Source organism: Psychrobacter sp. NPDC078929, assembly GCF_050267985.1.
Taxonomy (GTDB): Bacteria; Pseudomonadota; Gammaproteobacteria; order Pseudomonadales; family Moraxellaceae; genus Psychrobacter.
The window spans coordinates 104318-119429 of record NZ_JBNNFX010000007.1; the positions used below are offsets into that span (position 1 = coordinate 104318).

Genomic DNA, 15112 nt, shown 5'->3' on the forward strand with positions numbered 1-15112 from the left:
AAAAATTGTTCGAATTTTAATCAGCATACTTTTTGATACACCACCTTTTATTCTAACTGCTAATCATTAAATAAATTATAAATCTGTAACTTTCACTATCAGATACTTTTAAAAATAAAACAGATAGACACTGGTTTTTTGCGCTAAAATAAAGTATGCCTGACTGGTATTTAAGTCTGGTATTCTATTGTAAATTTACAATTTATATTGGACAATTTTGAGGGTAGTAACATGGCAAAAGCTAAGACTGATATGTTGTTAGATTTTGTTTACGACGGTGTGAATCGACGCGGACAGAAAGTTAAGGGCGAAACTACCAGTCGTAGTTTAGAGCTAGCGAAGGCAACTCTACGTAAACAAGGTATCACGGTTAAAGGAATTAAGAAAAAACCAAAGCCACTTTATACCTTTAAGAAAGCCATTAAAGCCATTGATATTGCTATTTTTGCTCGGCAATTAGCAACAATGATGAAAGCGGGTGTACCGTTAACTCAGTCTTTTGAAATTGTCGCCGACTCCCTCGATAATCCGAGTATGAAAGACTTAGTATTGCAAATCAAAGCAGATATTGAAGCAGGTGGTACTTTTGCTTCTGCATTGCGCAAACATCCTCGTTACTTTGATGATTTATTCTGCTCCCTTGTTGAATCTGGTGAACAATCAGGTGCACTTGAGACGATGCTTGAACGAGTCGCTACTTACAAAGAAAAGAGTGAGCTTCTAAAAGCGAAAATCAAAAAGGCGATGAAGTACCCTATTGCTGTTATCGTAGTTGCTATCATTGTCACTATAATTTTGCTCGTAAAGGTAGTACCTGTATTCTCTGGATTATTTGAATCATTTGGAGCGGAATTACCTGCTTTTACTCAGATGGTAGTAGCGATGTCTGAATGGATGCAGGCATGGTGGTTTATTTTGATCATTGTCATTGGTGGATCAATTATCAGCTTTACTGAGGCTAAAAAGCGGTCTAAAAAGTTCCGTGACTTTTTGGATCGGGCTACTCTAAAGGCTCCAATTTTTGGAAACATTGCTTATCAAGCAATTATTGCTCGGTTTGCACGTACGCTATCTACAACTTTTGCTGCTGGTGTGCCGCTTATCGATGCCTTAGATTCTACTGCTGGTGCGACCAATAATGTTGTTTTTTACAATGCAACTCAGCAAATTAAGAGTGATGTATCTACTGGTCAGCAATTACAGTTTTCTATACGATCTACCAACTTGTTCCCAAGTTTAGCTATTCAGATGGTTGGCATTGGCGAAGAGTCTGGTAGCTTAGAAGAAATGCTAGATAAAGTCGCTGTCTACTACGAGAATGAAGTTGATAACGCTGTTGATGGTCTAACTAGCTTGATGGAGCCACTCATTATGTCGGTATTGGGTGTATTAATTGGTGGCCTAGTCATTGCAATGTACTTGCCAATCTTCCAAATGGGCGCAGTAGTAGGATAATGATTTGATGCAATTTATACAGTTACTACAAGAGAACGGTACCCTAGCTTTATTCGTATTTGGCCTGTTAGGTCTTTGTGTTGGCAGTTTTTTAAATGTTGTGATTCATCGCATACCACTCATTATGGTATATGCTTGGAGACAAGAGTGTAGCCAGTTTATGTCTGAACAGGCAGATATACCACGCGAGCATACGCTACCCATAGCAAATATTGTCGCTACTGACCAACCGATTACTTTAAGTCACCCAGCTTCACGCTGCCCTCGTTGCGCACATAAAATTAAGTGGTATGAAAACATCCCTTTAATAAGTTGGCTATTACTACGCGGACGCTGTTCAAGTTGCAAAGCAGCTATCGGTCTGCGTTACCCTCTCGTTGAGCTAGTCACTGCTCTCTTATCCGTATTAGTAATATATAAGTTCGGTGTAAATACTACAGGTTTGTCCGCATTGGTTTTAGTATGGACACTGGTTGCTCTAACAGGTATCGACTTTGACACACAGCTACTACCTGATCGTCTAACCTTCCCTTTGGCAGGCTTAGGATTGGCGGTAAACTCACAGAGCTGGTTCGTTTCACCAACACAGTCGATATGGGGATTACTACTTGGGTTTTTATCACTATGGATAGTAGTCAAAGTGTTTTACTTAATCACTAAAAAAAATGGAATGGGTCAAGGGGATTTTAAACTATTGGCAGTATTAGGTGCTTGGCTCGGACCTATAATGTTACCCTTGATTATTCTATTATCGTCTTTACTTGGCTCTATTGTTGGGCTGATCTTGATGAAAAAACAAGGTGAAAGCCGACCTTTTGCTTTTGGGCCTTATATCGCTATAGCAGGTATTGTCGCCTTATTATACGGCTCAGATATCGTCAGCTGGTATCTTGGTATGTATGTCTAATAACTGATAGTATACATTAGATTATTGTAGGAAATTTTCTGCAGTAACTCATAAATAAAGCCTTAAAAGGCCAATTGTGAGTTTAAAGCTGCATTCATTGTTCTATCTATCAGATAAGCCATTATTATGTCAAAAAATACATCACACTCTTATTCACGCCAATCACAAACCACGCAACCAAAAAATAAGAAGCTTGTGGTTGGTTTGACGGGTGGTATCGGTAGTGGCAAATCTGCCGCTAGTGCTTGGTTTTCTGAGCAAGGCATCGATATTATTGATGCAGACGTAATCGCTCATGAGATTGTCGCTAAAGGTAGCGCCACTCTGCAGAAAATTCAGAAAAAATTTGGTGATTGGATATTGACGGATGATGGTGTCATGGATAGGGCGGCAGTACGCACACACGTATTTGCAAATCCTGAAGCGCTGATTGAGCTTGAGGCTATCACTCACCCAGCGATACGTGAGACAGCAAATGCACAGCTAGATGCTAGTACTTCACCGTATATAATCTTGTCTGCGCCCCTACTTATAGAGGCGGCAGAAGCAGGACTGGCTAATTTATGTCAACGTATTTTAGTCATGGATGCCACCGAAGACACGCAGCTTGCGCGTGCCAGTCAGCGTGATGATCAAAGCATACAAAAAATTAAGGCCATTATGACCAATCAGCTGAGTCGTGAAGAGCGTAATCGTCATGCGGATAATGTCATACTCAATGAGAGCGACCTTGCCTCTCTATATCTACAACTAGAACCCTTGCACCAAGAGTATCTTACGCTTGCCCAGCAGCTAAAGTTCGCTGGCGATTAACCTCATACAACGCCATGCCAGTAGCAACACTCACATTTAGGCTCTGTAGATTACCATGCTCGTTTCCTGACATTGGAATATAAACCAACTCATCACAGCTTTCCATTGTCAGACGACGCATACCCTCCCCTTCTGAACCCATAATGATAGCGGTCTTGCCAGTTAGGTCAGCGGCATGTATTGGTTTAGCCTCTTCACTAAGTGCCGTACCAAATACGAAAACGCCTGCATTTTTGATTTGCGATAACGTGCGTGCCAAGTTCGTAACGCTGACGATCGGCATCATCTCTGCTGCGCCAACTGATACTTTAGCGACTGTTGGCGTTAGGCTCGCTGCATGGTGTTTTGGACAAACCACTGCATCCACACCCATAGCCACTGCGGTACGTAGGCAAGCGCCAAAGTTATGTGCGTCTGTGATTTGATCTAGTACCAATAACAAGCACTGTTCACGACCAATAATAGTATCAAGCAAACCTTCATCAGCGAAACCTAACGGACGAGCATTGAGTACCACGCCTTGATGCTGCGGACTGCCACATAACTGCGTTAGCTTGTCTTTTTGGGTTGGTTGAATACTAATGCCGTTTGCTTCCGCTTCAGCCATGATAGCTTGTACATGACTATCACTCTCACGTCCTTGCTGCACAAACAAACTAAGGCCATCAAGAGGACGATGTTCAAGTAACGCATCAATTGCATGAATGCCGTAAAAATAAATGGGTTTTGCCATAATAGGCCTACTAAGTATAAAGTGGATATCGCACTAGGCGATGGGATAAAAGAGAATAACGTCGGCTTTAACTGTCATAGCTCATTGATGATGAGAGAACAGTAAACCAAACGTCAAAAAAGAAATAAACAATACCAATCCGATATTGTTTATTTTCTCGAAACACTAATGTGTAATAGAACAAGCGCTAGAATGAAAGCTCAAGCGCCCTATTAATAATATCAGCCTTCTAGATGACAGACATATTGAACAATCTCTTCAGTACGTAGGTTAAAACCGCTATTGCCTTCAACGACAAATGATTGACCTGCACGGTAGTAGCTGAATTCATCATCACCATTAATCTTCACTTCACACTCACCACTAGTGATTTCGATACGCTCAGAGGTATTAGTGCTAAAGTGATAATGCTCAACCAAGTTGTCACAAGGTAAGATCACGCCTAGCGTTTTATGGCGACCATCCTCAAACATAATGGTATGGCTTGAGCAGCGACCATCATAAGATACTGTCGCTTGGGCATTAACTGTTACGTTAGTAAATTGCGCCGCTGTCATAGTGGCTTCCTTATCAAATAATTATGGCAAAACTAAAAAATAAGTAACGGGTTAAAGTACCGACAGAGTTGCACTGGACTTCAAATACGCAACCAGTAAGCAAACACGCCTGCTTTAGATACTTTGTCCCTCTATAGTAGATATCTGCGCGCCAAAGGTAGCCACAGGTTCTATGAAAACGCTTTTGAATAATGATTGAGTGGCATGTTTTTCACCACTATACGCCTACAATTTTACAAAATTATGACTCGTTATTAGGTTGCATAGCGCATCAAACTTATAAGAAGAGTTTATCATTATGTGAGATTATGCTACCACATTATATCTATAAAGTTTGTTAAAGCGACTAGGAAAATTCTATTTGATGGCAAGTATCTACCCATTCGTTTAATATTTATTTAGTATTTTTCTAGGCGGATGCTAGGCCACTAACTTAGGTATTTTTTTATCATTATCAGTCAAAATACTTCTTCGCATACTATGCTTATCTTTGAATATCCAATGACCCTAATGATTAATATCATAGATATTATGTTGATGATTTATTGTCAGTTTTTAATAGTTTTATGGTAATCTCCCAATAATAAATTCTGTTATACCTCGTCTTAAAGTTTGTATTTACGCACATTTAACACCATACTATTTGCCTACAATATTTATCTAATTAGCAAGTTTAAATAGATATTTTCATTTCCTTATTTACCCTATTTATAGATGGCTTCTTAAGATTTATATGATGTCCATTGTCTGTCCTGAGAGGCGTTGATGCTAGTATCGTTAACTTTACATCAGTTTGCGTTGATTGCTCAGCATGAGCTGAGCGTGGCTGAAGGTTTTAATGTCATCACTGGTGAAACAGGTGCTGGCAAGTCGTTATTGCTAGATGCACTATCACTATGTGTCGGTGAGCGAGCAGACAGTGCGATGGTCAGGCATGGCGCTGCGCATGCGGATATCTACGCTCAATTCGATGTAGAAAATAACAGTATCGTCGCTGAGTGGTTTACCAAAAATGAGCGACCGCTAGAAGAGCCTGAAGTACTTATTCGTCGACAATTAAGCAATACTGGCCGCTCAAAAGCATGGCTAAATGGTTCACCGGTTAGCTTAGCGGAGCTAAAGAGTTTAGGCACTTTATTGGTCAATATACATAGCCAACATGCTCAGCAAGCGTTGCTCAAGCCGCAATTTGTGGTGCAATGGCTTGATGAGATGGCACAGATAACACCGTTAGCCAACCAAACTGCCAGTAGCTATCAAGCCTATCAGCAGCTAAAACGTCGCGCGGATGATATCGCGAGCCGTGAAGCCCAGCGTCAAGATCGTATTCAGTTATTGCAGAGCCAATTAGCAGATATTGCGCCGTTATTGGCTGTGGACTACGCAGAAGTTGAATCTGAACACGAAGAGCTCTCCAATATTGAAGCCTTAATGCAAGAGGCCAGTCATGGTCTGCATTTGCTCGACAATGATACCGATGAGCCAGACGTCATGACCTTGCTCGGACAAGCGATTAAACTCTGTGACAACCAAGTAGGCGTCAGTCAAACGTTTGAACAAGCTTCTGAACAGCTACATCTAGCACAGCAGCAAATCACTGAGGTGACTGCCCTGCTATCAGATTACGCCGAACAGCAGCTACCCGATCCTGAACGCTTGCAAACACTAGACAATTTAATCAGCTTAGGACATCGTCTGTCACGTAAGCATAGCTTGCCAGCGAGTGATTTAATTGATGAAGCAAAGGGCTGGGAAGCGCAATTAGAGCAGCTAGAGAACGAGCCAAGCAGTGATGCAATGGCAGCACAAATTGAGCAGGCTTGGCAAGACTATCTCGCTTTGGCGACACAGTTAAATAAAGAGCGCACGAAAGCTGCCCCAATAATTAGTAAGCAACTCATCAAACAACTACAACCGCTTGCGCTACCCAATGCTCGCTGTGAATTTGTCTTTACTAAAAGATCTGAACCTAGTCAGTACAATGCACAAGGTTGTTTCGATATTGATTTATTATTTAGCGCCAATGTTGGCATGCCGATGCAGCCTCTACACAAAATCGCCTCAGGTGGTGAACTGTCACGTATGGCGCTCGTGATGCAAGTCTTACAAGCGACCAATGCTGATAACAACGCCGCCAAGCCTATGCTGGTATTCGATGAGGTCGATGTCGGTATCAGTGGTGGCACTGCGCAAGTGGTCGGCGAGCTACTACGTGCGCTTGGGCAAACGCAGCAATTGCTCGCGATCACACACCAAGCACAAGTCGCGGCACAAGCGCATCAACATATCTTGGTACAAAAGCACCATCAAGAACAGACCGAAAGCGAGCTACTCATACTGACCGACAGTGCGCAAGTAGACGAGCTGGCACGTATGTCTGGCGGTGTCATTATCACTGATGTCACGCGCGATCATGCCCGCAGCTTATTATCCGATGTTAAATAACGCTCTACCTGACCTATCTAACGTTAAATAACCATTCGTTTTCATCAAAACGAATGGTTATTTGAATTTCAGTAATAGTCAGTAGCAATTAGTGCGAATCTTGCTTTTCTATTGATTATCACCATATAGTGGTCTTTCACCCTTGTTATTAGGTTGCGTTTGTTTCTATGTCTAAAACCAATTTGACCCATCATTTTTTGATTGCAGCACCAGAGCTGTCAGACCCAAGGTTTGAGCAGGCACTTATATATATTTGCCGTCATGACAAGCACGGTGCGCTAGGTCTGATGGTCAATCGTCCGCTTGAGCAATCTCGCGTAGGTAAGCTACTAGAAGATTTAGATATTGAAGTGACCAATCCGCAGGTGATGGAAGATGTGGCATTAGAGGGTGGCCCTATGTATCCTGAGGTCGGCTTTGTGCTGCATACTGGTCAGCCAGAATGGGCGTCTTCTTTTGCTATTTCAGAGAACGTTTGCATCACGACTAGCCAAGATATTCTGAAGCGTATTGCCGCAGGTCAAGGCGTCGGTCACTATCAGCTATGCCTAGGTCATGCCAGTTGGGGCAAAAAACAGCTAGACCAGGAGCTCAGTAATGGTGACTGGTTAGTCTGCCCTGCTGATCTGAATTTATTATTTGATACCCCGTTTGAAGAACGCTGGCAAATCGCAGCCGACAAAATCGGAGTCAATTTCGACTATCTTAGTAGTGACATAGGTCATGCGTAATATCATACGCTCTACGAATTTAGATAAAGACATAAAGGACACCCATTACTATGGCAGATAGTACTTTTACGGCCAATAGCACAGACGCTATAGATAATGACATTGATATTGATACTCTCGATAACGGTAGCAATAGCGCTTCTGAAACTATCGAGCCAGAAGTAAAGCCGCATCTTATCTTGGCGCTAGATTACGGCGTCAAAAAGATGGGCATGGCGCTCGGTAATACCATTACGCAGACAGCGCGTGCCTTTGACATATTGGCGATGAATAACGGTCAGCCAGATTGGGACAATCTAATTGGTATCATCAAAGTCTGGGGCGTGGCGCAAGTCGTGGTTGGCCTACCGCTTAATATGGATGGCACTAGCTCTATGCTTTCAAAACGAGCACACAAATTCGCTCGTCGTCTGGCCCATAGAGTGATGGAGCAACATTTGCCAGTGACCGTATCACTGTGTGATGAGCGGCTGACTTCAATCGAAGCAAGAGAAATCGCATGGGACAATGGTTGGATCAAAAACGAACGCGACCCAATCGATGATATCTCCGCTTGTATTCTAATGTCGACCTATTTTGCTGATCCTAATAGCAGTATCGCTATCGATGCAATCAAAGCAGAATAAAGCAGCCAAATAGGTAAAAGACACGTGTGCGGCTATAATGTCACTTCGATACATCGTACCTCTTAACGGATAAATGACTGATTACTATGACCACTGTCTCAGACCAACCCTCGCAACATAAGTCACAGCATGGTTTTGCTCCACTTGCTATTGCCCGTATTAAAGGCGCCCAACGTGCCAACCAAATAGCGATTTATCTCATTTATGCGGCTATTTTTGCATTTGTGGTCTTTGGCACGATTGCTAGTATCAAAGCCTTCCATGATAACCAACTGCTTTATCAATTATTTTATAATTTGCCATATGCCCTAGTAGCCCTCACGATACCCATTACTATTTATGATGCGTTAGTCGTTTATCGTTATCGCTTGAATCAACCGTCGATGATTGCCATGAGTATTGGCGTATCAACCATTATATTGGTTGGCGGATTAATTTTTGCCGATACTGCATGGTTAGGGCTATCTTGTTGGCTAGGCGTGGCATTTTTATTTAAAGTAAGTTTTAAGCGATTTTTTAACTTTTTAGAAGTAGCTGATGTACCTGAAGTCGACGAAGAGGCTGAAAGTACTGAAGCATAGAAGACCTACAAAGTACGCCATGATAAGCACTTAAGCAAACTACTTACCCTACTCGTCCTCCAACCCACTTATTTAGCTTTATGATAATGACTATGACCACTTCGATACCAGACACGCCTATCCACCATCACTTAGATACTCAAGGGCTGATTTGTCCTGAGCCGGTCATGATGCTACATCGCGTCATTCGCAAAGCAGATGGCGGTGAAGTGATTGAAATATTGGCGACGGATCCGGCTACCACGCGCGACATTCCGAATTTCTGTCGTCACCTGGGTCATGAACTAGTAGGTCAAGAAACACTGGCTGAAAACGTGAGCTTAGATGCTGACCCTGATGAAATCACCATCGATAGCGATGATGATACGCCTGCAAGCGTAACGCTATATCGCTATCTGGTTAAGAAAAAAATGGCATGATAGGTTTGGCATTATTTTAATAACTGTCTGTTATTGCTCACTTAACCCCTACCTGAGTATCGTCCTATGAGCCGTGATCGCGCCGTGCAACAACGACAGCCTAAAGCATTGGCGGTCGATGATGAGCCAGCTTACATGACTGAGTTTCGTCAAGCCATGCTGGCGCGCGGTCTAGCGACGCGTACTCGTAATGCGTACGTCCGCGACCTACGCTCTTGTGAGCTGACCAATTCTAGCGCCCTGACACGATGGCAGCCTGATGATGTGCTGCATTGTCTGTCGCTCCTTGCTAAAGATGGCAAAACTCCACGTACCCAAGCACGCATGCTCTCAAGCTTGCGTCAGTTTTATCTATGGATGATCGCCAGCAATTTGCGTGAAGATAATCCTTGTGAGCGTATTAAAAGTCCAAAACTCGGACGTCCGCTGCCAAAAGACTTAGCCGAGGCTGACGTCGATAATCTACTTGCTGCACCTGATACCGGCACCGCGCTCGGTCTCCGTGATAAAGCCATGCTAGAAGTTTTATACGCTTGCGGTCTGCGGGTGAGTGAGTTGATTAACCTCTCATTAGAGCAAGTGAATCTAAACTCAGGCTGGCTACAAATCACGGGGAAAGGCAATAAAACGCGATTGGTGCCCCTCGGCGAATATGCAGCGGATGCATTGGAAGATTATCTGTCTCATGGGCGTGGCGACTTGATTGCTCATTTAAAATCAGGCAATTGCCAAGCGGTATTTTTGACGGCGCAAGGTGGCTATATGACGCGGCAGAACTTTTGGTATCTACTTAAGAAGTACGCCAAAGTTGCCAGTATCGATAAAGAATTATCACCGCATACGCTACGTCACGCATTTGCCACGCATTTGCTCAATCATGGTGCAGACTTGCGTAGTGTGCAGTTATTGCTAGGACATAGCGATTTATCAACCACGCAAATCTATACTCATGTAGCAACGGCAAGATTGCAGAAATTGCATGCCGAACATCATCCACGTGGGTAGCCTTGCCATATTGTCATATGGCCAGCATTGAAATCTAATATTATTGATGATTGTAAAAGGAATATATCGTGTCGCAAGCTCAACCATCTGCCTTAACGAAGCGTCAAAACTCTGCACTCAGAAATCTTACTATCATGGGTTATTTAGAAGGCACGTCTTTTCTATTGTTACTTGGTATCGCGATGCCACTCAAATATATGTTCGATATTCCAGAAGCGGTAAGCTATGTCGGTCCAGTGCATGGGGTATTATTCGTTGCCTATGCCATAGTGCTGATCATCACCGCGAGCAGAATAAAAATGCCGCTTTGGGCGCTACCTGCTGGTGTGCTCGGCTCGTTTTTGCCATTCGGACCATTTATATTTGATCACTTATTAAATAAGAGTTTGAGTAAGTAGTTTCAAGAAAAATTCAACATCAGGAACGATATATGGCTCAACGCGGCTAACTATAATGCTATTCTATTCGCCTGCTTCATCTATCGCTATACTTGGATTACGTGCCTGTATCTCCCGATAAAAACGTAACTTGTCTTTTGGTGAGATTAGTATTTCTTCATCTTGATATGATATTTTAATCCTATCCAATGATAGTGCTGGCGCAGAACTCATACTTCGAGTCGGCGTAATATAGGTGATATCTGTAATCTCAATTTTTTGAACAGAGAATCCACTATCTACTTGTAGCTGTTCGTTCGTTAATATGTACTTAGTACCGAAAAAAGGGATGAGCATTAGTGCTGCAATAGGGATGAGAGTAACCGTCATTAATATGGTTTGTATGAGGGATTTGTGAGCACCTCGCTTCCACTGCCATAATGGAACAGACACAGTAAATAAACTCAAACCCCAAAGTAACAGTGCAAGCCAGAAGTCTACTTTAGATACGAATGTAATGTCTGGCATAAATAATACTTAGCAACTATCAGGTTAAATTTGATTCTATATTAAGCGTTACCTCTTATCTAATGTCTCTAACATTTTTTCTTAAAAGTTTTTGCGATATAGCAAAATGCAGTTCCATAAATAGATAGCTGCAAACCTGCCCTTTTCTCGTTACAATACCCTTATTAAAGTGCGTCATGATATACATGCTACCTAACTGGGCTGCGCACTACCTTTTACCTATCTATTATCCGAGAATCCCATGAGCCATAGACCACCTTCTGACCTGTTAAAAAACGCCGAACACTGGCGCGAAGATATCAATTTTCGCCAAGAAGTGCTGGGTAAGCCGTTTGATTTTGCGACCACGTGGGGCATTTTTTCACCGCAAAAGCTCGATGACGGTAGCTTAATGCTACTTGATTATGTAGATTTTGAACAAGATGATGATTCGATCGACTTGGGCTGTGGTTATGGTGTACTTGGTATGACGGCAGCACGTGAATGTCCGAATGGTCAGCATACGCTGATTGATAAAGACTTTATGGCAGTAGAATACGCACGCCGTAACTGTGAAAAAAATGGTCTAAACAATGTTGATGTACATTTATCAAATGGCTTTAATCATGTGGCAAAAGACAAAGACTTTAGCCTTGTGATGTCAAACTTGCCAGCCAAAGTCGGTAAAGAGCAGCATTACTTATACTTCCTCGATGCTTATGCACGCATGCGTAAAGGTGGCCGTTTTTATGTCGTCACCATCAATGGTCTGCGCCAATTTGTGAAACGCTCGTTTACCGAAGTGTTTGGTAATAGCGATAAAATCAAACAAGGTAAAACCTATACGATTACGATGGCGACCAAAGACTAGTTTTAGCTTTCCATGATTGAGTTTCGGCCATTTAAACTGAAGCTTAAATTGAAATCGACATAAAAAAGCACGCTAAATTAGATTTAGCGTGCTTTTTATTTTGTATGACCAACTATCCTTCTACATCTGGCGTTTTATCAAATATCCGCCTAATAGCGCGCTGCCGATAATCGGCAATAGCACCATGAGCATTGGTGAAAAGCCTGTGGCTAGCGATACAAAACCAACTAAGTCTTGAATATAGCTAAATAGCAAACCAAACAACAACGCCACGACGATACGCAAGCCTAAGCTGTGCGTCCGTAGCGAGCCAAAGACAAATGAACAAGCAACAATCACTAGCGACAATATGGATAATGGCGATAGTAGCTTTTGCCAAAATGCCACTTCATGCTCTAAGGAGCGATTGCCCTGTTGACGCATAAACGCGCGATGCTCGTACAGCTGCGTCAATGACAAATCTTCTGCCTTACGCGTCAGCAGATACACAGACTCTGGGGCAAAGGGTAAGCTTAACGTATCTGATGGTGAAACGGCTTGGCTACTCTCAAAACCTTGATTGATAGAGAGCTTAACCATATCGTTTAATTGCCACTCGTAACGATACTGCTCACTTGGCTTCTCACTATTTACATCAATTGGTTCACGGCCAGTATATTTCCCACCTTCCGCGTGAACAGCAGTTTGTAAATTACCGTTATTGTCCAAATGCCAGCGTTTCACCTCGCCAATATTACCCGCGACATCAGCATAATCAATATATAAAATATCGCTACCATCAGGTGTTGCACTGCCATCTTCTGCGGTTTCGAAACGTGGCTGTATCGTCCAGTAGCCGCGTACTGATGTGACCAGTGAGGTGCTGTCTTCATCATTAATCTGTTTCGCTAACTGGTTAGAAGACGGTAGGACGAACTGATTGATAGCCAATGCCAATAGCACAAATATCAAAGCGGGCTGTAATACCCAGCCGACGATACGATAGATACTGACCCCAGCCGCGCGCATGACGACCAGCTCGCTTTTATTAGCTAGCAAGCCCAATCCTATGACAGCACCCAATAGCGCACCCGTTGGGATAAATTGCTCTAAAAAGTAAGGCGAGCGATAAAAGATATATTTGAGCGCCTCGCCCATGGTGTAGTTATCGCCTAAAGAATCAAGCTCTGATAAGTAAGAGAAAATCAGCTGCAAGGCCCATAAACCAATGACGGCAGCGATAATAGCCAATAGAGCGTTGAGTTTGACATAGCGACTGAGGACTTTTAGATTGGCAGGTTTCTTAGCCAATTGATCAGACTCGGCTGACTTAGCAAATAAAGAGCGCATTAAAACTGCCCTCCTTGTGAGCTGTTGTTCTGATTATCTATGTCGCTAACTGAACTAGTGGTGGCAGCGGCTAGCCTATTTTCTTGTTTGCGAAAGCGCAGTCGATGTTGCACACGGCTACCCCAATTCATATAAAGCGCCAATGCCATAAATCCTAAGATAAGCCATGCATACGCCCATACGCTGATGCTGTCTTTGCTCACCGCGTTTTTGAGCGAGATGATACCTAATGCACAGCTGACAAATAATAAGATAGAAGGAAACAAGCGCAGCCAACGTCCTTGACGCGGACGGACTTGCGCCAGTGGCACGGCCAACATAGGCGCGATAATCATCAGCCATGGTAGCGCCAAACGATAGCCAAGCTCACCTTGTGCAGCGCGCATTGCACTGTTAGAGCCTGATGGTGAGCTACTCGTTGCGACTTGCCACAATGGTCCAATCTTCTGCATTTCAATATTGTCTTCGGTGATAACTTCCTGTGAAGACTCAGTCAAGGTGATGCGATAACGATCAAAAGCGACTTGATTATATTTCAGACTGCCTGCGCCAACTTCGTAACGACGTCCTTGGAACAAATCCAACTGAGTAACGCCGCTATTGCCAGTATTCACTTGCTCAGCACGCTTAGCCAACGTAATCGTGTCTTTGCTAATGTCCTTTGCACCACTATTTATAATATTTTTTGGTATGTTAGATATGCCAATTTGTTCGGCTGTTTCGCTGTCGATCGTATTATTCATATCAGTAGCATTAGCATCGACACTTTCAGCAGCACTACCTTTTTTCGCAGGTTCAGATTGGATCAAGATCACATCTTGCAATTTTTTCTTATCATCGCTGAGACTACCCACATATAAATGATAATTACCGCTACTGATAAACTCGTTCGGACGGATCAAATCAAACGCACTGGTCAATGCTTGCTGCTGCCACACAGCTTCAGACGAGCGAACACCCCAAGGCTTGCCAACGACAGATAGCGCCGCTTCACCAACGAACAGCGCCAATATTAACGGTGTCATTAACCGAGCAAGCTTACCTCGAGACACGCCACTAGCATTAATCACTGCCATTTCTTGATCGACATACAAGCGACCAAATACCAGCATCAAAGCGATAAAGAATGCTAACGGTAAAATGAGCTCTAAAAAATACGGTAGGTTATACCCAATGATCGTAAACAGTAGACTGACGTCCAAACGACCTTCAGCAGCGATGCCAAAATAGCGTATCAAACGACCGCCGAGCATCATCACTACCAAAAACCCCAACACTAAGGCAGTGGTCGAGGCAACTTGTTGTGTCATGTAGCGGCGTAATATCACAATGGGTACTCTTAAACGGTTGGTATGCGCGCGATTGATGATGAGCTTATTAAATATTTAGGACGTATGACGACATATCATCAGCATGATATGGGTCATCTAAATACTCAAATAACGGTAAACGTTACTAAGCGACTGGTTAGTCATACTCAATAAACACAAGCGACAGATATAACCGCTAATGCTAGCATGTTTTGCCCAAAAATGGCTGTGAAATGTGTTTGAAAACATTACCTACACCTTGCTGAGAGCGCATTATTGACAGTAAGTAACAAATATAGCAAGTATTGGATAAATAATTGATAAAACCTCAAATTACATCGAATTGATAGCATTTATAGCGCTAAGTTTTTGCTTTATTTATTTTAGAAAGGTTTGTTTGTCATTCGTATCATCGAACATTTATCTCTGTTATTAATTGCTAGACT

Annotated in this window: 16 protein-coding genes; 11 read left to right on the forward strand and 5 right to left on the reverse strand. The window is 42.8% G+C overall.

The features are described 5' to 3' along the window. Positions 1-231: 231 nt before the first annotated feature. From ACQKCG_RS05855 to coaE, 3 genes are all read left to right on the forward strand, one after another. Entirely contained in the window at positions 232-1455 is a 1224-nt protein-coding gene (locus tag ACQKCG_RS05855; RefSeq protein ID WP_134292256.1) for a type II secretion system F family protein, read from the forward strand. A 7-nt stretch (positions 1456-1462) separates the two neighbouring features. Continuing rightward, on the forward strand, positions 1463-2362 hold the full coding sequence (locus tag ACQKCG_RS05860; RefSeq protein ID WP_134292255.1) for a prepilin peptidase: 900 nt from the start codon (positions 1463-1465) through the stop codon (positions 2360-2362). A 126-nt stretch (positions 2363-2488) separates the two neighbouring features. Next, positions 2489-3175 (forward strand): dephospho-CoA kinase, encoded by a 687-nt coding sequence (gene coaE, locus ACQKCG_RS05865; RefSeq protein WP_134292254.1) that lies wholly within the window; start codon positions 2489-2491, stop codon positions 3173-3175. Here coaE and rlmB read toward each other — a convergent pair. Both rlmB and ACQKCG_RS05875 read right to left on the reverse strand, forming a co-directional pair. Beyond that, positions 3138-3908, reverse strand: a complete 771-nt coding sequence (gene rlmB, locus ACQKCG_RS05870) for a 23S rRNA (guanosine(2251)-2'-O)-methyltransferase RlmB (protein ID WP_102078746.1) — start codon at positions 3906-3908, stop codon at positions 3138-3140. The two genes, coaE and rlmB, sit on opposite strands and share 38 nt — an antisense overlap. Positions 3909-4129: 221 nt before the next feature. Further along, positions 4130-4465: a pyrimidine/purine nucleoside phosphorylase gene (locus tag ACQKCG_RS05875; protein ID WP_057757729.1), complete on the reverse strand. Its 336-nt coding sequence runs from the start codon at positions 4463-4465 to the stop codon at positions 4130-4132. Between the two features lie 765 nt (positions 4466-5230). Here ACQKCG_RS05875 and recN point away from each other — a divergent pair. The 7 genes from recN to ACQKCG_RS05910 all read left to right on the forward strand — a co-directional run bounded on the left by recN (position 5231) and on the right by ACQKCG_RS05910 (position 10670). After that, positions 5231-6910 (forward strand): DNA repair protein RecN, encoded by a 1680-nt coding sequence (gene recN, locus ACQKCG_RS05880; RefSeq protein ID WP_134292253.1) that lies wholly within the window; start codon positions 5231-5233, stop codon positions 6908-6910. Positions 6911-7077: 167 nt separating this feature from the next. Next, positions 7078-7641: a YqgE/AlgH family protein gene (locus tag ACQKCG_RS05885; protein WP_101204671.1), complete on the forward strand. Its 564-nt coding sequence runs from the start codon at positions 7078-7080 to the stop codon at positions 7639-7641. Between the two features lie 50 nt (positions 7642-7691). Continuing rightward, positions 7692-8267 (forward strand): Holliday junction resolvase RuvX, encoded by a 576-nt coding sequence (ruvX, locus tag ACQKCG_RS05890; RefSeq protein WP_134292252.1) that lies wholly within the window; start codon positions 7692-7694, stop codon positions 8265-8267. A gap of 86 nt (positions 8268-8353) precedes the next feature. After that, entirely contained in the window at positions 8354-8848 is a 495-nt protein-coding gene (locus ACQKCG_RS05895; protein WP_134292251.1) for a hypothetical protein, read from the forward strand. 92 nt (positions 8849-8940) lie between these two features. After that, positions 8941-9267, forward strand: coding sequence for a sulfurtransferase TusA (gene tusA / locus ACQKCG_RS05900; protein WP_134292250.1), 327 nt, complete (start codon positions 8941-8943; stop codon positions 9265-9267). Positions 9268-9333: 66 nt separating this feature from the next. Next, a complete protein-coding gene (xerD, locus tag ACQKCG_RS05905; RefSeq protein ID WP_134292249.1) occupies positions 9334-10272 on the forward strand; it encodes a site-specific tyrosine recombinase XerD in 939 nt (312 codons plus the stop codon). A 68-nt stretch (positions 10273-10340) separates the two neighbouring features. Beyond that, positions 10341-10670 carry a DUF3817 domain-containing protein gene (locus ACQKCG_RS05910; RefSeq protein ID WP_134292248.1) on the forward strand — a complete coding sequence of 110 codons (330 nt, stop codon included), beginning with the start codon at positions 10341-10343 and terminating at the stop codon, positions 10668-10670. Between the two features lie 63 nt (positions 10671-10733). Here the strand turns inward: ACQKCG_RS05910 and ACQKCG_RS05915 are convergent, their stop codons facing one another. After that, the gene (locus ACQKCG_RS05915) at positions 10734-11177 is read right to left on the reverse strand and encodes a PH domain-containing protein (protein ID WP_134292247.1); all 444 of its coding nucleotides are present in this window, start codon (positions 11175-11177) and stop codon (positions 10734-10736) included. Positions 11178-11418: 241 nt separating this feature from the next. Here ACQKCG_RS05915 and ACQKCG_RS05920 point away from each other — a divergent pair, with 241 nt between their 5' ends. Beyond that, positions 11419-12027, forward strand: a complete 609-nt coding sequence (locus tag ACQKCG_RS05920) for a class I SAM-dependent methyltransferase (protein WP_102092644.1) — start codon at positions 11419-11421, stop codon at positions 12025-12027. A 120-nt stretch (positions 12028-12147) separates the two neighbouring features. On the opposite strand, the gene lptG is transcribed toward ACQKCG_RS05920, so the two are convergent. After that, positions 12148-13356: an LPS export ABC transporter permease LptG gene (gene lptG / locus ACQKCG_RS05925; protein ID WP_134292246.1), complete on the reverse strand. Its 1209-nt coding sequence runs from the start codon at positions 13354-13356 to the stop codon at positions 12148-12150. After that, the gene (locus tag ACQKCG_RS05930) at positions 13356-14666 is read right to left on the reverse strand and encodes an LPS export ABC transporter permease LptF (protein ID WP_134292245.1); all 1311 of its coding nucleotides are present in this window, start codon (positions 14664-14666) and stop codon (positions 13356-13358) included. Before ACQKCG_RS05930 ends, lptG begins: the two co-directional genes overlap by 1 nt. Positions 14667-15112 lie beyond the last annotated feature (446 nt).